Annotated in this window: 15 protein-coding genes and 1 riboswitch; of the genes, 3 read left to right on the top strand and 12 right to left on the bottom strand. The window is 36.7% G+C overall.

The window, feature by feature from the left end; translation table 11 throughout:
- Positions 1 to 377: 377 nt before the first annotated feature.
- Positions 378 to 1,844 carry a cysteine--tRNA ligase gene (gene cysS / locus IX38_RS06330; protein WP_034702960.1) on the bottom strand — a complete coding sequence of 489 codons (1,467 nt, stop codon included), beginning with the start codon at positions 1,842 to 1,844 and terminating at the stop codon, positions 378 to 380.
- A 163-nt stretch (positions 1,845 to 2,007) separates the two neighbouring features.
- Positions 2,008 to 2,676, bottom strand: coding sequence for a GTP cyclohydrolase I FolE (gene folE, locus IX38_RS06325; RefSeq protein ID WP_034703159.1), 669 nt, complete (start codon positions 2,674 to 2,676; stop codon positions 2,008 to 2,010).
- A 102-nt stretch (positions 2,677 to 2,778) separates the two neighbouring features.
- On the opposite strand from folE, the gene IX38_RS06320 reads away from it, so the two are divergent.
- Together IX38_RS06320 and IX38_RS06315 are read left to right on the top strand one after the other, a co-directional pair.
- A complete protein-coding gene (locus IX38_RS06320) occupies positions 2,779 to 3,933 on the top strand; it encodes a hypothetical protein (RefSeq protein ID WP_034702959.1) in 1,155 nt (384 codons plus the stop codon).
- 112 nt (positions 3,934 to 4,045) lie between these two features.
- On the top strand, positions 4,046 to 4,531 hold the full coding sequence (locus IX38_RS06315) for a hypothetical protein (protein WP_051884524.1): 486 nt from the start codon (positions 4,046 to 4,048) through the stop codon (positions 4,529 to 4,531).
- Positions 4,532 to 4,658: 127 nt separating this feature from the next.
- Here IX38_RS06315 and metF read toward each other — a convergent pair whose 3' ends face one another.
- From metF to IX38_RS06280, 7 genes are all read right to left on the bottom strand, one after another.
- Complete coding sequence (gene metF, locus IX38_RS06310; protein ID WP_034702958.1) at positions 4,659 to 5,618, bottom strand: methylenetetrahydrofolate reductase [NAD(P)H]; 960 nt, start codon at positions 5,616 to 5,618, stop codon at positions 4,659 to 4,661.
- A gap of 8 nt (positions 5,619 to 5,626) precedes the next feature.
- Entirely contained in the window at positions 5,627 to 8,335 is a 2,709-nt protein-coding gene (gene metH / locus IX38_RS06305; RefSeq protein ID WP_051884522.1) for a methionine synthase, read from the bottom strand.
- Positions 8,325 to 8,699, bottom strand: coding sequence for a four helix bundle protein (locus IX38_RS06300; protein WP_034702956.1), 375 nt, complete (start codon positions 8,697 to 8,699; stop codon positions 8,325 to 8,327). The genes metH and IX38_RS06300 overlap by 11 nt, the downstream gene beginning before the upstream one ends.
- A gap of 30 nt (positions 8,700 to 8,729) precedes the next feature.
- The gene (locus tag IX38_RS06295; RefSeq protein WP_034702953.1) at positions 8,730 to 9,740 is read right to left on the bottom strand and encodes a homocysteine S-methyltransferase family protein; all 1,011 of its coding nucleotides are present in this window, start codon (positions 9,738 to 9,740) and stop codon (positions 8,730 to 8,732) included.
- A 158-nt stretch (positions 9,741 to 9,898) separates the two neighbouring features.
- Positions 9,899 to 11,065 carry an O-succinylhomoserine sulfhydrylase gene (locus IX38_RS06290; protein WP_034702951.1) on the bottom strand — a complete coding sequence of 389 codons (1,167 nt, stop codon included), beginning with the start codon at positions 11,063 to 11,065 and terminating at the stop codon, positions 9,899 to 9,901.
- A 57-nt stretch (positions 11,066 to 11,122) separates the two neighbouring features.
- Positions 11,123 to 12,661: an ACT domain-containing protein gene (locus IX38_RS06285; RefSeq protein ID WP_034702949.1), complete on the bottom strand. Its 1,539-nt coding sequence runs from the start codon at positions 12,659 to 12,661 to the stop codon at positions 11,123 to 11,125.
- A 1-nt stretch (position 12,662) separates the two neighbouring features.
- Complete coding sequence (locus tag IX38_RS06280; protein WP_034702947.1) at positions 12,663 to 13,601, bottom strand: alpha/beta fold hydrolase; 939 nt, start codon at positions 13,599 to 13,601, stop codon at positions 12,663 to 12,665.
- 66 nt (positions 13,602 to 13,667) lie between these two features.
- A riboswitch (SAM riboswitch) is annotated at positions 13,668 to 13,778 on the bottom strand.
- A gap of 187 nt (positions 13,779 to 13,965) precedes the next feature.
- On the opposite strand from IX38_RS06280, the gene IX38_RS06275 reads away from it, so the two are divergent.
- The gene (locus IX38_RS06275) at positions 13,966 to 16,581 is read left to right on the top strand and encodes an MGH1-like glycoside hydrolase domain-containing protein (protein ID WP_034702945.1); all 2,616 of its coding nucleotides are present in this window, start codon (positions 13,966 to 13,968) and stop codon (positions 16,579 to 16,581) included.
- Between the two features lie 50 nt (positions 16,582 to 16,631).
- Here the strand turns inward: IX38_RS06275 and IX38_RS06270 are convergent, their stop codons facing one another.
- The 3 genes from IX38_RS06270 to IX38_RS06260 form a co-directional block, all read right to left on the bottom strand.
- Positions 16,632 to 17,051 (bottom strand): OsmC family protein, encoded by a 420-nt coding sequence (locus tag IX38_RS06270; protein ID WP_034702943.1) that lies wholly within the window; start codon positions 17,049 to 17,051, stop codon positions 16,632 to 16,634.
- Between the two features lie 69 nt (positions 17,052 to 17,120).
- Positions 17,121 to 18,443 carry a DUF58 domain-containing protein gene (locus tag IX38_RS06265; RefSeq protein ID WP_034702941.1) on the bottom strand — a complete coding sequence of 441 codons (1,323 nt, stop codon included), beginning with the start codon at positions 18,441 to 18,443 and terminating at the stop codon, positions 17,121 to 17,123.
- A 51-nt stretch (positions 18,444 to 18,494) separates the two neighbouring features.
- Complete coding sequence (locus tag IX38_RS06260) at positions 18,495 to 18,845, bottom strand: four helix bundle protein (RefSeq protein WP_034702939.1); 351 nt, start codon at positions 18,843 to 18,845, stop codon at positions 18,495 to 18,497.
- Positions 18,846 to 18,856 lie beyond the last annotated feature (11 nt).

The raw sequence follows: 18,856 nt of genomic DNA, 5'->3' as shown, positions 1-18,856 counted from the left end.
AAATCGCAAAGGCGCAAAGTTTTAAGAGTCTGTTTAAATTTTATTCAATAAAATTATGATGCAGAAATAATTACTAAAGAAATATATTTCTCTCGCAGATTTTGCGGATGACGCAGATTTATTTCAGTTATAAAAATATGCGTAATCTTGCCCAATCAGCGAGATTTTAAAAATTTAAACAGGCTCTAAACAGATTTATGGTTAAAAAACGAATGGAGATTAGATTTTTTAATGCCAAGTTTTATGTTTTAATCTGTATTAGTAATATTGTCTGTCGGTACCTCAGTAAAAAGAACTCCCGCAGATTACACGGATTGCAACAGATTGGTCTGTGGAATTCATGTCATCAGCGGGAGCTGTATTATTTATTTTAGGATTTAATTCAGAACGTAAGTTGTTCCGTCTCTTCCGTCTTTCAATTCGATGCCTTCTGCAAGCAGTTTATCTCTGATCTGGTCTGAAAGGTCGAAGTTTTTAGATTTTCTTGCCTGATTTCTCAATTCAATTAAAACCTGTAATGTCTGATCCAGCTTTTCATTGTTATTTTCTTCGATAGCCTGTAAACCTAAAACATCAAAAATCAAAGCATGTAAAGTAGCTTTTAAATCTTCTAAATCTTTAGTTGAGATGGTCTCTTTAGCATCATTTAAAGCAAAAATATATTTTACCGCTTCAAATAGTTGAGCGATAAGAACCGGAGAATTAAAATCATCATTTAAAGCATCGTAGGCTTTATTTTTCCATTCTTCAAGGTTGAAATCTGATTGTTTTTCATCGTTCGGAGTGATTGAATTCAATACTTTCACCGCTTCCATTAATCTGATAAAACCTTTTTCACTTGCCAGCATTGCATCATTAGAAATATCCAAAACACTTCTGTAATGAGCCTGCAGAAAGCAAAAACGCACAATCGACGGATGAAAAGGCTTTTCAAAGAAATCATTTTCTCCTGTCATCAGCTGCATCGGCAAAATATAATTTCCTGTTGATTTACTCATACGCTGAGAATTCATTGTCAACATATTAGCGTGCATCCAGTAGTTTACGGGAGCAATATCATTGCAAGCTTTTCCCTGGGCAATTTCACATTCGTGGTGTGGGAATTTTAAATCCATTCCGCCTCCGTGGATGTCGAAAGTTTCACCTAAATACTTCGTACTCATCGCAGTACATTCAAGATGCCATCCCGGGAAACCTTCTCCCCAAGGCGAATTCCATCTCATGATATGTGCCGGAGAAGCCTTTTTCCAAAGGGCAAAATCCGGTGGGTTTTTCTTTTCACCCTGTCCGTCCAAGTCACGGGTGTTGGCGAAAAGTTCTTCAATATTTCTTTTTGAAAGTTCACCATAATTCAAACCTCTTCTGTTGTATTCCAATACGTCGAAATACACAGAACCGTTGCTTTCGTAAGCGAATCCTTTTTCAATTAATTTTTGAGTTAATTCAATCTGCTCTACAATGTGACCTGTTGCAGTCGGTTCGATGTTTGGAGGCAATAAATTGAACATATCCAGAACTTTATGGAAATCAACCGTATATTTCTGTACGATTTCCATCGGCTCTAATTTTTCCAGACGGGTTTGCTTTACAAATCGGTCATTATTGACGTCTCCATCATCGGTAAGGTGACCTGCATCTGTAATATTTCTTACATATCTTACCTTGTAACCCAAATGTGTTAAACTTCTGTAAATAAAGTCGAAGGAAAGAAAAGTTCTTACATTTCCCAAATGCACATTGCTGTAAACAGTCGGTCCACAAACGTACATTCCGACGTTTCCTTCTAATATTGGTTTAAATATTTCTTTTTCTGATGTAAGGGAGTTGTATATTTTTAATTGCATCGTTTTTCTTTTTTATGTAAATGATTTTAATTTAGTTTTAAAGTTTTCCAATTTGTTAAAGACCGAATCTTTAACAGCAGCATTTACAACAACAACAAATAATTGTGGTTACAAAAATCTTATCCGAAACTTTTTTAAATTTTATCATTTCTATATAAATTTATCAATTATCCAATTTTGCATGACTTCCTACATAATGCAGGAATTCCTGTCTGGTAATAGGATTTGTTCTGAAAATACCGCTTAATTCAGCCGTAATTGTCGAACTTGAAGTATCTTTAATTCCCCTGCAATTTACGCAAAGATGTTTTGCATCTATGATACAGGCAACATCTTTCGTTCCCAACGCTTCTTTTAAAGCATCAACAATCTGCATTGTCAACCTTTCCTGAACCTGCGGTCTTTTTGCATAATAATCAACAATCCTGTTGATTTTTGAAAGACCAATCACTTCACCATTTGAAATATAAGCAACGTGTGCTCTTCCGATAATCGGCAAAAAGTGATGTTCACAGAATGAATATACGGTAATATCTTTTTCCACCAACATCTGGCGGTATTTATATTTGTTTGAAAATGTAGAAATTCCAGGTTTGTTTTCTGGAAGTAGTCCTCCGAAAATTTCGTTTACATACATTTTTGCCACACGTTTTGGCGAATCTTTCAAAGAGTCATCGGTCATATCCATTCCCAATGTTTCCATGATTTCCCCAAAAAGTTCTGTGATCTTTTCTATCTTTTCCTGTGGCGATTTATCAAAAGCATCTTTCCTTATGGGCGTATGTTCTTTTCCTGTGAAAATATCATCGTCGTTATCCGTAAAATCAACCATTTTCATTTAATTTGCCACAAAAATACGCATAATATTTATTGATTTATTTCAATTTTAAACTAAAAATATTATCTTTCACGCTCTCACCCGGAATTACATACTATGATTATTGTTGAAGAAGTACAACATGAAGCCCAGAGAAAGGAATTTTTAGAATTCCCAGCAAGACTTTACCAACACGACAAAAACTATATCAAACCTTTAGATAAGGACATCGAGGAGATTTTTAATCCCGAAAAAAATAAATTCTTCAAAACCGGAGAATGCAAAAGGTTTTTATTTAAAAATAAACAAAATCAGACCGTTGGAAAAATTGCGATTTTTGTAAATAAATATTACAAACAAAACCAACCCACCGGAGGAATCGGCTTTTTTGACTGTATTAATGATAAGGAAACAGCGAATTTCATTTTTGATTACTGCAAAAACTGGCTTCAGGAAAGAGGAATGGAAGCAATGGACGGACCTATCAATTTTGGTGAACGTGATAAGTTTTGGGGACTTCTGATCGACGGATTTATAGAGCCTCTGTACGGGATGAATTATAATTTCCCTTACTACAAAGAGCTTTTTGAGAATTATGGTTTCAATATTTACTTTGAACAGCTTTGTTTTTCGCGACCGATTTTTGCAGAAGTTTCGAGAGTTTTCACGGTTATGCACGCCAAGCATAGTAAAAATTCTGCCATCTCTGCAAAACCTTTAAAAAAAAATAATCTTGAAAAGTTTGCGAAAGATTTTACTGAAATCTATAATAAAGCCTGGTCAACACATGGAGAAGGCAAGCAACTGACCGAAGCTAAAGTTTTAAAAATGTTCAAAACCATGAAACCCATCATCAATGAACATATTTCATGGTTTGTTTACGAGAACGAGAAACCCGTTGCCATGTGGATGAATATTCCGGATTTAAATCAATGGTTTAAATATCTGAATGGAAAATTTGGCTGGATTGAAAAGCTTAAATTTTTATGGGTAAAAAAATTCAAGAAAAACGAAAAAATGGTCGGTCTCGTCTTCGGAGTTGTTCCGGAATGGCAAAGAAAAGGCATTGAAGGATATATGATCTGGGAAGGAACTCAACATCTGAGAAAGCACACTGATTTTAAGACAACCGAACTTCAATGGATCGGTGATTTTAATCCTAAGATGATAAAGATTGCCGAGAATTTAGATACAACAGTGACGAGAAAACTGGCAACGTACCGGTATTTGTTTGATCAAAATAAGGAATTTGAAAGACATCCTGAATTATAATGTAAGGGCTTGTTAAATTTCAAAATTAAAGCAAGTTGAAAATAATAAATAAAGTTTATTCGGATTCAGGAAATTAAACATAAATTTAAACAGACTCTAAAATATAAAACTTATGGATTCAGTAGTTATCTTACTTATTTTTTTCATCCTTTTCTTATTTTCACTTCCAGCGATCATTTTTCTCATTGCTTATCTTGCAGCAAGAAGCCGAAAGAAAAAACAGAAACTTTTACTGGAACAAATCGGATCTCCTGAATATTACGCTTTTGTTCGTTACAATATGGGAAATACCCAGAATGAATTCTTTAAGATAAAAGCTTTTCAGGGAAGCGGAATGGTCTATGTTGAAGGCAGAAATATTCATTTTGTAGATACTCTGCATAAGGATCCTCATGTATTTTCTTTAGATAGCAGCACTATAAAATGGGAAGACATTAATATTGTAAACGGGCTTTTAAAATGGTTCTCGATTTCAGATGACACAAAAAAATATTTTTTTAATATTGAAAGCGGAATGTTTATTTTTAATCTAAATTCATCAAAACCGACGACTAAGAGTGTTTTTGAAAGATTAATACAATATCAAAACGAGATTTGATAATTTTAAAATTATCAAGTTTAGGGTTTCGGGCGGAGCCTTTGGCTCCGCCCGAAACCCTAAACTATAATCAACAAAAAGCCCTGTTAAAAACAAGGCTTCAAAATCAAATATCACTTTTACTTTATTAGAATAGCTCTCCGGCTACTTTTTTTATGTTGTCACTCTTCCCCATCGAGTAAAAGTGCAGAACAGGAACTCCAAAATCAAGCAATTCTTTGCACTGGTTGATTGCCCATTCTACTCCGATTTGTTTTACGGCTTCGTTATTTTTGGCACTTTCAACAGCGTTAATTAAATCTTCCGGTAAATCAATTTTAAAAACTTGCGGTAAAAGTTTTAAGTGTTTCTTCGTAGCAATCGGCTTAATTCCCGGAATAATAGGAACTGTGATTCCCATTTCTCTTGCTTTAGTTACAAACTCAATGAATTTTTTATTATCAAAAAACATTTGCGTTACGATATAATCTGCTCCGGCATCTACTTTTTGTTTCAGCCATTTCAGGTCGTAATTCATTGAAGGTGCTTCCATGTGTTTTTCAGGATAACCGGCAACTCCGATACAGAATTTATTCAACTCATCACAAATCTGATCTTCATTATGGAGATATTTTCCGCGACCTAAATCATTAATTTGATGAACCAGATCCATCGCACTTGAATGACCTCCGGGAGTGGCTTCGAAATACTGATGACCTTTCATCGCATCGCCACGCAACGCCATGATATTGTCGATTCCGAGATACATACAATCGACCAAAAGATATTCTGTTTCTTCTTTTGTAAAACCTCCGCAAAGCAAGTGCGGAACGGTATCTACATTATATTTATGCTGAATTGCCGCACAAATCCCCAGAGTTCCGGGACGCATTCTTGTAATTCTACGTTCCATTAAACCATTTCCTTTATCAATGTAAATATATTCTTCTCTGGAGGTCGTTACATCAATAAATGGCGGCTTAAACTCCATAAGCGGATCTATATTTGTATAGAGATCTTCGATTCCTATTCCTTTCTGGGGCGGAACCACTTCTAAGGAAAATAGAGTTTTGCCATTGGCATTTTTTATATGATCTGTAATTTTCATGTTTAATTTTAATCTGCTAAATTAGGTGACAGCCATTTTCTTGCTTCCTGTAAAGAAATTCCTTTTCTTTTTGAATAGTCTTTCAACTGATCTTCCGTGATTTTTCCGAGTCCGAAATATTTTGCGTGAGGACTTCCGAAATAATATCCTGAAACAGAAGCTGTCGGGAACATGGCTAAACTTTCAGTAAGGAAAACTCCGATATTTTCTTCCACTTTTAAAAGATCCCAAATTGCATGTTTTTCCAAGTGATCGGGACATGCAGGATAGCCCGGAGCCGGGCGAACGCCTTTATATTTTTCAGCAATTAAATCTTCGTTACTTAAACTTTCCTGATTGGCATAACCCCAATATTCCGTTCTTACTTTTTTATGTAAAAATTCAGCATACGCCTCTGCAAAACGGTCTGCCAATGCTTTAACCATGATCGCATTATAATCGTCGTTCGCTTTTTCGTATTCATCTGATAATTCATCGGTTCCGAAACCTGTTGTTACACAGAAAGCTCCGACATAATCGGTTTTCCCTGAACTTTGAGGAGCGATAAAATCACTTAACGCCAAATATTCTTTTCCTTTTGATTTTTGTAACTGCTGTCTTAATGTGATGAATTTTGACTGTTGCTGACCATTTTCATCCAAAATTAAAATATCATCATTTTCAGTTGAATTGGCTTTAAAAATTCCGAAAATTGCTTTTGCCGTTAAAGATTTTTCGTCTAAAATTCTCTTTAAAATAACCTGTGCATCTTTAAATAATTCTTTTGCCTGAGCTCCGACAACCTCATCATCAAAGATATTCGGGTATTTTCCGTGTAAATCCCAGCTTCTGAAAAACGGCGACCAATCGATGAAAGGAACCAATTCATTTAAGTCCTGATTTTCAAAAACCTGTATTCCTAATTGATTTGGGGTGAAAATTTCTTCATTTTCCCAATCAATTTTAAATTTATCTTTTCTGGCATCTTCAATCGAAACATATTCTTTATCAATCTGCCTGTTCAGGAACTTTTCACGGAAATCTGAATAATCACTTTTTAAATCATCAACATATTCTTTATTTCTGTCACCAAGCAATGAACTCACCACATTTACCGCTCGTGAAGCGTCATTTACATGAACAACCGCATTTTTATATTTTAAATCTATTTTTACCGCAGTATGCGCTTTTGAAGTCGTTGCACCGCCGATTAATAAAGGAAAATTAAGGTTCTGACGTTCTAATTCTGACGCGATATACACCATTTCGTCCAGACTTGGCGTAATTAAACCGCTTAACCCAATTACATCAACATTATGGTCAATTGCTGCCTGAATAATTTTTTCAGCCGGAACCATCACTCCCAAATCAACAATTTCATAATTGTTACAACCCAGCACAACGCTCACAATATTTTTACCGATATCGTGAACATCACCTTTTACCGTTGCCATTAAAATTTTTCCGTTGGCAGGTCGTGTACCATCTTTTTCAGCTTCAATAAACGGCTGTAAATAGGCGACCGCCTTTTTCATTACCCTTGCTGATTTTACAACTTGTGGCAGGAACATTTTTCCGCTTCCGAATAAGTCTCCGACAACGCCCATTCCGGTCATTAAATTAACTTCAATAACATGTAAAGGTTTTGCAGACTGTAATCTTGCTTCTTCCACATCTTCTTCGATAAAACGGTCGATTCCTTTTACCAAAGCGTGCGTGATTCTTTCCTGTAAAGGTCTGGTCCGCCATTCAAGTTCTTCAACAAACTCTTTTTTAACAGATTTATGTTTTTCGGAATAATCTAAAAGCCTTTCCGTTGCGTCTTCTCTTTTATCGAGAATTACATCTTCTACAAGGCCTAATAATTCTTTATTAATTTCATCATAAACCTCCAACATGGCAGGGTTTACAATTCCGATATTCATTCCCGCCTGAATTGCGTGGTAAAGGAAAACCGAGTGCATTGCTTCTCTTACGGTATCATTTCCACGGAAAGAGAACGAAACATTACTCACGCCACCGCTCACAGATGCGTACGGAAGGTTTTGCCGAACCCATCTTGTTGCCTCAATGAAGTCGATTGCATTTCTTCTGTGCTCGTCCATTCCTGTTGCGACAGGAAAAATATTTAAATCAAAAATGATATCTTCTGCCGGAAAACCAACCTGGTTCACCAAAATATCATAAGAACGTTTTGAAATTTCAAGTCTGCGATCGTAATTATCGGCTTGTCCGTCTTCATCAAAAGCCATTACAATGACTGCTGCACCATATCTTTTGATTGCTTTTGCCTGCTTGATAAATTCTTCTTCACCTCCTTTTAAACTGATGGAATTCACGACAGATTTTCCCTGAACCACCTGAAGTCCGGCCTCTAAAATCTCCCATTTTGAGGAATCAATCATGATCGGAATTCTGGAAATATCCGGCTCTGAAGCAATTAAGTTCAGGAATTTTATCATGGAAGCTTTTCCGTCAATCAATCCGTCATCAAAATTTACATCAAGAATCTGCGCACCGCCTTCAACCTGGTGACGGGCAATATCTAACGCTTCAGAAAATTTCTCTTCTTTAATTAATCTTAAAAACTTTTTGGAACCCGCAACGTTTGTCCTTTCACCAACGTTGATGAAATTACTTTCCGGAGTTATAATCAAAGGTTCAAGCCCCGATAATCGCAGGTACTTGGTGTTTTGTGTTTGGTATTGGGTGTTTAGTATCTCGTCTCTATTTTCCATCTTCTTGTTTTTTGAAATAATTAATAAATCCGTTCAACAGCTTTTTGGATGTCTGGATTTCTTCATCAATTTTAATAAAAAAAGTTTCATCAATATAATTTTGATCAAACGCAATGTATAGCTGAGTTTCCAATTCGAAAAGAGAACCTTGTGATATGTATAAAAAAACTAAAGTTCCTTTTGATGTATTTCTACCACAACCTTCTGCAATATTTGAAGTAATGGAAACAGCACATCTTCTCATTTGATTTATTAAGCCAAACTGCTCACTACTAGGAAACTCTTTTGTTATGGTGTAGACTGAATTGGTTAATTTTCTTGCAAACAACCAAACATCTAATTTTTTAAAATCCTGAAAGCTCATAAATCGTTGTAACAATCTAAATACCAAACACTAAAAACTAAATATAACTTTTCTTGGCTCGTACTTCTCGACCAGATCAGCAATAGCTTTGATATGATCTGGAGTTGTCCCGCAGCAACCTCCGATAATATTGATCAATCCTTTTTCTACGTATTCTTTAATCTGACTTGCCATATCTTCAGGTGTTTCGTCATATTTTCCGAAAGCGTTTGGAAGACCTGCATTCGGATAAGCCGAAACATGAAACTCGGAATTATGTGCCAACGTTTCCAAATAGGGTGTCAACTGATTGGCTCCCAGTGCACAATTGAAACCTACACTCAATAAATTCAAATGGGAAACTGAGATCAAAAATGCTTCTGCTGTTTGTCCGCTCAACGTTCTTCCTGAAGCATCGGTAATTGTTCCTGAAACCATGATCGGGATTTTAATTCCTCTTTCATCCTGAATTTCATCAATGGCGAATAATGCAGCTTTTGCGTTGAGTGTGTCAAAAACCGTTTCAACCAATAAAATATCCGAACCTCCGTCTAACAAAGCTTCTGATTGCTGTTTGTAGGCAATTTTCAATTCATCAAAAGTAATGGCACGATAACCCGGATCGTTTACATCAGGACTCAAGCTTGCTGTTCTGTTTGTGGGACCGATCGATCCTGCGACAAATCTTGGCTTGTCGGGGTTTTTAGCTGTAAATTCGTCACAGGCTTTTCTTGCGATTTTTGCAGATTCATAATTCAGTTCGTAAACCAATTCTTCCATGTGGTAATCTGCCATTGCGATGGTAGTTCCTGAAAAGGTGTTGGTCTCAATAATATCTGCTCCTGCTTCCAAATATTTTTTGTGAACTTCTTCGATCGCATGAGGCTGCGTCAAAGAAAGCAGGTCGTTATTTCCTTTTACGGGATGTTCCCAATCTTTGAAACGCTCGCCACGGTAATCTTCTTCCTCGAATTTGTATCGTTGAAGCATCGTTCCCATGGCTCCGTCAAGAATTAAAATTCTCTCGGATAATGCCTTGTATAATTGTTCTGAATTTTTCATTTATTTTTTGTTTTATTTTCCCACAGGTTTCACCTATGGCTATCGTTGTTGAACCCTTCGGGTTCATTGCAGCCCGACTTGAGCGGAGCTCTTTTTTGTGTAGCAAAGCGAAACAAAAAAAGCGGGAGCGGAAGGCGGAAATAGCTGCCCAAATTATTTTAATCCAATGCCTGTTTTAAATCTGTAATAATATCATCCACATTCTCCAAACCTACCGAACAACGAACGAGACCCGCTGTAATGCCTACTTCATTTCTTTCTTCGTCCGTTAATTTTGAATGGGTTGTAGATGCAGGGTGCGTTACAATCGTTCTTGTATCGCCAAGGTTGGCAGAAAGTGAACACATTTTTATTTTATCTAAAAATTTTCTACCGCCTTCAATTCCGCCTTTGATTTCGAAAGCGACTATATTTCCGCCTAACTTCATTTGTTTTTTCGCAATCTCGTAGCTTGGATGAGATTTTAAGAATGGATATTTCACCAATTCTACATTGGGATGATTTTCTAAAAACGCGGCAACTTTTAAGGCATTTTCGCAATGTCTTTCAACACGAATTGCTAATGTTTCCAGGCTTTTTGACAATACCCAAGCATTGAAAGGTGACATAGCAGGCCCTGTATTTCTCGCGAAAAGATAAATTTCACGAATTAAATCTTCTCTTCCAACCGCTACTCCACCCAAAACCCGTCCTTGTCCGTCAATCAGTTTCGTTGCAGAATGTACAACAATATCTGCACCATATTTAATGGGCTGCTGAAGGTAAGGTGTTGCAAAGCAGTTATCTACAACAAAGATTAAATTATGCTTTTTAGCGATATTTCCGAAAAATTCTAAATCTAAAATCTCAATTGCCGGATTTGTCGGTGTTTCAAGATATAAGATTTTTGTGTTCGGCTGAATATATTGTTCAATATTTTCTGCGTCTTCGGCTTTGAAATAGGTGGTTTCAATATTCCATTTCGGGAAATATTTTGTAAATAAGGTATGTGTAGATCCGAAAACCGACTGGCAGCTTACGATATGATCTCCTGCATTTAACAAAGCTGCAAACGTTGAATAAATGGCCGCCATTCCTGTTGCAAAAGCATAACCCGCTTCTGCGCCTTCCATTTTTGCGATTTTATCTGTAAATTCCGTGACATTCGGGTTTGAAAACCGACTGTATAAATTCTTTGATTTTTCTTCCGCAAAACTCGCTCTCATATCTTCCGCATCCTGAAAAATAAAGCTGGAGGTAAGATACAAAGGCGTTGAATGCTCGTCAAACTGAGTTCTTTCGGTTTGTGTTCTTATGGCTAATGTTTCGAAATTTTCGTTTTCCATTTTTTTTACTATTTAAACCTTCAAGGTTTTTGAAACCTTGAAGGTTTGATGAATAATTTATTTCGTTTCGCTTACTCTTAAAATATCTCCGAAAACGCCTCTTGCGGTAACCTGCGCTCCGGCCCCGGCTCCCATAATCACAATCGGGTGTTCTCCATAACTTTCGGTATAGATTTCAAAAATTGAATCTGAACCTTTTAATTGACCTAAAGCGGAAGTTACGGGAACGGAAATCAATTTTACATCAAGTTCGCCTTTGTCTTTCTGCAAATCTCCGTGAAGATCTCCGACATACCTTAAAACATGATCCAGCTCCTGATTTTCTTTGATTTTTTGATATTCTTCATCTAATTCTTCCAGTCTGGAAAGAAATTCCGGTTTAGAAATTGAACTTAAACTTTCAGGCACAAGATTTTGAATATTGATATCATCAAATTCATTAATTAGGTCCAATTCTCTCGCTAAAATCAACAGCTTTCTGGCAACGTCATTTCCAGATAAATCCTCTCTTGGATCCGGCTCTGTGTATCCTTTTTCTAAAGCTTCATTGATGACTGTTGAAAATTTATCGTTTCTCAAGGAAAAATTATTGAAAACATAGCTCAAAGTTCCAGAGAAAACGCCTTTAATTCTCGTGATATTTTCTCCTGAAAGATGTAATAGTTTTATCGTATCAATTAACGGCAAACCTGCTCCAACATTAGTTTCGTAGAGATAACGTCTGTTATTTTTATTCAACGTATATCTTAGTTTACGGTATTCTTCAATTGGAAGCGTGTTGAAAATCTTATTGGAAGACACCAAATCGAAACCGTTTTCTGCCAACGTATGATAGTTGTGAACAAAATCTTTGCTCGCCGTATTATCAACAACGATCAAGTTTTCCAGTTGATTTTCTTTTGAGAATTTGATTAATTCCTGAACATCTGACGGACTTTCTGCCACCAAAACCTCATCATTCCAATTGCTGTCAAAACCTTTTTTGTTAAAAGCTATTTTTCTTGAATTGGCAACGGCAACCACTTTTAAATCTATTTTTTTACGTCTTCTGATTTCTTCCGATGACCGTAAAACCTGATCGATCAAAGTTTTTCCGACATTTCCGTGTCCGATGATTGCCAAATGAACCGTTTTCGGCTTTTTAGAAATTTCAGATTCGATGATATTTTTCGCTTTTTCGTCTTGCGAAGAAGTCACCACTATATTTACACGCCCCTCACTTGCCACTTGATTTAAAAGTAACGGAAAAACGTTATTTCTTGCTAATTCTGCCAGAACTTTGTTGAAATCTTCCGTAACAAAGCCCAATACAGAAACGTTATTTATACTGTAAATCTGAGAAACCTTTCCCGATTTTCTTTCTGCTTCAAATTCGTCAATCAGACAATTGACCGCTTTTTCGGAATCGGCCTCCTGTACTAAAATTGAAAGCCCGTTTTCGATGGCCTGCTGAGAAATTACTCCCACACTGATGCGCGCCAAAGTAAGCGCTTTAAAAATTCGTCCGTCAATCCCGATTTCGCCTAAGAAATCTTCTCCTTCAAATTTGATGATTGATCTGTTTTTTAAAAATTTTATTTCGTTAGCATTTTTCATTCTACAAAATATTTTTAATGATGTTATTTAATTGTTCATATTCCATTAAAAAGGCATCGTGCCCATGAATTGATTTGATCTCGTGATAGAAAACATTTTCCTTTTTCTCTTTAAGCTTTTCAAAGCACATTCGGATTTCAGAAGCGGGAAAGAATAAATCTGTATCAACGGAGATCATGTGCATTCGTGCCTCGATTTTTTCCAGTTGCATTTCTTCTGCATTAATGTTCATTAATAAATGATTCATCAGCTTATAGGATTTTAAACTAAATCTTTCGTTTAATTTATTTCCGTGGTAAATAAGCCAGTCTTCCGATTCTAAGCTCTGTTTTTCCTGATTGTATCTGTTTTGAAATCTGTCGTTTAAAGATTGAGGTGTCCTGTAACACAACATCGCATGAATTCTGGCTTTTTGTAATGGTTGATCATTTCCGTTTAATAAAAATTTCTGAACCAGACATTGGGCATGAAGCCAGTCATGAGTTTTAAAATCGCAGGCAACAGGAATGAAAATTCCGGCAAGATTTGGATGTTGAACCAGCATTTCCCAGCCGATTCCACCTCCCAGAGAACCCCCGATAATCGCGTACAATTTTTTTATATTTAAAATTTCCAGCCCTTTTAAAAAGATATTTGCGATATCTGAAGGTGTAAAATCTTCATATTCATCAATTAAAAAATCATCAAATCCGTTTCCGGGAATATTGAAGCACAGAACTGTGTACTTGTTCGTATCAATCACCTGATTTTCACCGATCAGTTGTTTCCACCATCCTTTTTCTCCCGAAACATCTGAATTTCCGGTCAAAGCATGATTAACTAAAATGATGGGTGCAGAAAACAGGTCTTTCCCGAAAAGCTGGTAGCTCAACGGGATATGATATTCCTTGCTGGAATTGGTTTGATACGAAAAATTAATATGTTTTAGTTCTGCTTTCAATTCTATTATACTTTTTGATAATACAATTTGAAAATGCCACGGGAAATGGCTGAAAAGAACTTCAGTAAGTTATCTGTCCAAAATAAAATTATTTGGTAGAACGTAGCACCTTCTTCGCTTGCACAAAGGGTTGCTAAGGTTTCACAGGGTCTATCCCTCAACCTTTCTTGATAACATTTTCAATATGTGAATGATCGAATGTTGCAAAGATATAGCTTTTCTTTTAAATATTTATAAAAATTTAATTTAATACAACAAACACCGATAAATACACGCTTTTTTAAGCAATATTAAATATTATTCAAACTTTACATGTTGGAATTTTTTTCAAAAAAACTACCTTCGTAATGAAAAATGGTGAAATATGAATGCCGAAAAACAAAGATTACAAGATAATAACTGGAAAAACTGGGGACCTTACGTAAGCAACCGACAATGGGGAAATGTGCGTGAAGACTACAGTTCAAACGGCGATGCGTGGAATTTCGCCAGTCATAATAATGCCGAAAGCAGCGCTTACCGTTGGGGCGAAGAAGGAATCGGGGGAATATCCGATGTGAAGCAGCTTTTCTGTTTTGCACTTTCGTTTTGGAACAAGAAGGATAAGATGGTGAAAGAGCGTTTTTTTGGATTGAGCAATCCTCAGGGAAATCATGGGGAAGACATCAAAGAAATTTTTTATTATCTGGATAATACACCAACTCACAGCTACATGAAAATGGTGTACAAATATCCGATCAATGCCTTTCCTTACGATGATATTTGTGCTGAAAATGCGAGACGGAGCAAAAAAGAACCGGAATATGAAATCATTGATACCGGAATTTTTGATGACGATGAATATTTCGATATTTTCATTGAATATGCCAAAGCGGATCATAATGATATTTTGGTCCGCGTTACGGTTTGCAACAGAAGTAAAATTGATGCTCCGATTGTCATCGCGCCAACTGTTTGGTTCAGAAACAACTGGAAATGGGGTTATAATACATATAAAGGACAGATCAATGCTTCTTCTGAAGGTTGTATTGATATACATCACGACAGTGTTTCCATTAAAAAGTTTTATTCAAGAAACAGTAATACAGAAAGTGTTTTTTGCGAAAATGAAACCAACACTCCAAAATTATACGGAGCTCCTTATCCGGGAAATACCTATTTTAAAGATGGAATCAATGATTATATAATCTACAGGAGCAATACTGTAAATCCGGGGAAAGCGGGAACAAAAGCTTCTTTTTTAATTGATGACATTATTGAAGGTGAGCAGTCCAAAACTTTCGATTTCAGATTGTCGCCGAATGATTCGGATGAGCCTTTCCAGGATTTTGACGAAATATTGAAATCAAGAATTAATGAAGCAAATGAGTTTTATGATGAAATTCAGAATGATGTAGCGAGTGATGATGAAAAAAATGTTCAAAGACAGGCTTTTGCAGGGTTGCTTTGGAATAAACAATTCTATCATTACAATGTCGGAAAATGGCTCAAAGGCGATCCCAATTTTGAAGCTCCGAGAGATTTTAATAATTATGTAAGAAATACCGAGTGGAACCATCTTCATAATAAAGATATTATTTCAATGCCCGATAAATGGGAATATCCTTGGTATGCAACCTGGGATCTGGCTTTCCATTGTGTGCCGTTTTCAATTATTGATGCAGAATTTGCGAAAGGACAGCTTCTTTTGTTAACGAAAGAATGGTATATGCATCCGAACGGGCAGCTTCCTGCATACGAATGGAATCTGAGTGATGTAAACCCGCCTGTTCATGCATGGTCGTGTTTCAGGGTTTTTAAAATTGATGAAAAACAAAACGGCAAACCCGATCTTTTATTTTTAGAAAAAGTTTTCCAGAAACTGCTTCTGAATTTCACATGGTGGGTCAATAGAAAAGATAAAAACGGAAAAAATATTTTTGGAGGAGGTTTCCTGGGGCTCGATAATATTGGTGCTTTTGACCGGAATATGATTTTAAAAGACGGCCAGCATCTGGAACAGGCCGACGGAACCAGCTGGATGGCAATGTATGCCTTAAATATGATGCGTATTGCGATGGAACTGGCTCAGTATTACCAGGTTTATGAAGATATGGCCATTAAGTTTTTTGAACATTATCTGTATATTGCTGAAGCCATGGAAAATCTGGGTGAAGGCACAAAAGGCCTTTGGAATGAGGAAGACGGGTTTTTCTATGACGTATTACAGCTTGGAAACGGGGACAGTGTTTCATTAAAATTGAGAAGTATTGTTGGATTAATTCCGATGTTTGCGGTGGAGATTATTGATCACCATTTGCTGGATAAGATGCCTAATTTCACTGCAAGGATGGAATGGATCTTAAAAAATAAGCCTGAACTAACAAAACTTGTTTCTCATTGGGAAGAAGAAGGCCACGGGAGAAAACACCTGATGAGTATTCTGCGTAAAACCCGTCTCACAAAAGTTTTATCAAGAATGCTGGATGAGAAAGAATTTTTAAGTGATTACGGAATCAGGGCGATGTCGAAAGTATATGAGGAAAATCCTTTTGTTTTTTCTGTCCACGGAACCGAAAATGTAGTGTATTATACTCCTGCGGAAAGTGACAGCCGAATGTTTGGAGGGAACAGCAACTGGCGGGGTCCGATCTGGTTTCCGATTAACTTTTTGATTGTTGAGAGCTTGCAGAGATTCCATTTTTATTATGGAAACAGCATGAAAGTAGAATTGCCGACTGGAAGCGGTGACAAGAAAAATCTGGATGAAGTGGCACAGAATATCAGCAGAAGGCTATGCTCGTTATTTTTAAAGGATGAAGACGGACAGAGACCTTTCAATGGAGGAAATGCCAAGTTTAATTACGATGAACATTTTAAGGATTATATTACTTTCTTTGAATATTTCCACGGCGATAACGGCCGCGGTGTAGGAGCTTCTCATCAGACAGGGTGGACGGCAACGGTTGCCAAGCTTATGAAATCGAGACTCACTATATAAAATGCAGAGGCCGGCCCAAAGGGCCGGCCTCTTATCATCAGTTAAGAAGATTAAACTTTATCTCCATTGACGAAAACTTCGTACCCAATCTCTACATTTGGTTCCAGAGTTTTTGATACGGAACAGTATTTTTCAAAAGACAGTTGGGCTGCTTTCAATGCTTTTTTAGGATCTATATTTCCCTGTAAAAGAAATTTTACCATGATAGATTTAAATGGCTTTGCATCATCTACGGGAATTCTTTCTCCTTCCACTTCTGCCTGAAAACCTGTAATTTCCTGACGCTGCTTTTTCAGAATGGATACCACGTCTATTCCACTGCATCCGGCTACGGCCATCAGTACGCTTTCCATAGGAGAAACGCCTTTAGCTCCAGGTTGTGAAGTATTGTCCAAAAGTATTGAATTCCCCTGGGAATTGGTACATTCAAATAAGAAATCGTCGTTTATTCTGTTGAGTGTTATTTTCATTTTCAAGTTTTGTAAAATTCTTCGGCTCCGTTCAGAATGACCGGACCCGGACTTATTAGTAAAGCAAAATTATAAAATTCCTCTCGCTTTTATCTCAAGATATTTATTGATAACGTCAATATTTAAATTCTCCGGAAGAGTATATACTGTATAGATTCCATATTTCCGAAGTTCCTGGATGATCAGTTTCTTTTCAAACTCAAATTTCTCAGCGATAATTTCATCATAAATTTCCTGCATGCTTTCAGGGTTTTTATGGATAAGGGTCTGTAGTTCCGAATTTTTGAAAAACACAACCACCAACAGGTGGTTTTTGGCAATACCACGAAGGTATTTCAACTGGCGGTTTAGTCCGTCGAGGGTTTCAAAATTGGTAAAAAGCAGGACAAGGCTTCTCTGGTTCAGAGAATATTTTACATCCTGGTACAGGCGGTTGAAATCACTTTCAAAAAAATCGGTTTTAATATTATACAGTGCTTCTGAGATCTTTTTCAGCTGACCGGATTTATTTTCAGCCGCGATTTTATTCTCAGTCTTTTTGGAGAAGGTCATCATTCCGGCACGATCGCCTTTCTTCAGGATAATGTGAGACAGAGCCATAGCCGCATTGATCGAGTAATCAAGCAGGCTCAGCCCATTGAAAGGCATTTTCATCGTCCTTCCTTTATCAATCAGAATAAAGATACGCTGTGATTTTTCGTCCTGAAACTGATTAACCATCAATCGGTTCGTCTTAGAGGTGGCTTTCCAGTTGATCGTTCTGATATCATCCCCGGGAACATATTCTTTGATCTGCTCAAATTCCATGGTATGGCCAAGTTTTCTTATCTTTTTGATTCCGCCCATCATAAATTCGCTTTGCAGTGCCATCAGCTCATATTTTCTGAGGTGTACAAAGGACGGATAGGCAGGCAGCATAGCATCTTTCTGGAAATTAAACCTCTTTGAGACCAATCCCAATGGTGAAGAAGCATATACATTCAGGTTTCCAAAGCTGTATTCTCCTCTTTCCTTGGGCTCCAGGCCATACTGGAAATAGGTATTTCTGCCTGATTCAATATTTTTTTCAATTAAAAAATCTCTTTTCTGAAACTGAAACGGAATCTCATCAATGATCTTGGTACTGATCTTAAAGCTGTAATTATTTTTAATATCGATTTTTACAAAATTTTCATCCCCGTTGGACAGTTTTTCCGGAAGTATCCGCTGGGCCAGTACTGCATTCTTTTGATTGAACAATAAAAGATAATCCACCATTACCGCAAGAAAACACAGCAGCAGTAGAATGTGAGCCGCCCACATCATAACCGGAAAGAAGAATGCAAGGACATACACGACCCCCACTCCGATGAGTGAAAAGAAAAATCGTGTATTGATGTATAAGTTTTTCATTTTTATAAGGTGGCAGGTAGCAGATTATAGGCTGCAGGCTGATGGTTAAACTTATTGTAGAGAATTTATTAAGCCATTCAGCATTTTTGAGATTTCTACGATACCCTGATTTAATTTTTGATGATCCTGTTCGTTTAAATAATTAAGATTTCTGGAGATAATTAATTGAGTTTCCACTTCAGCACAACTTCCTCTGGCTATTTTCAGAAACTGCAAATAATCAGGCTTACTTCTTCTGGAATTTCCTTCAGCAATATTGGATGGTATAGAAACTGAAGCTCTTCTGATTTGTGAAATGAGTCCATACATTTCATCTTTTGGAAAAGATCCTGTAATCCCATAAACATCTGTAACGAAATCAATAGATTTCTGCCAGACTAAAAGCTCCTTAAAATTGGCCATAAATAATATTT

It is taken from the genome of Chryseobacterium luteum, from assembly GCF_000737785.1.
GTDB classification, from domain to species: Bacteria; Bacteroidota; Bacteroidia; order Flavobacteriales; family Weeksellaceae; genus Chryseobacterium; species Chryseobacterium luteum.
Note: the sequence above shows the minus strand (reverse complement) of the source record. Positions and strands in the feature narration are given on the sequence as shown.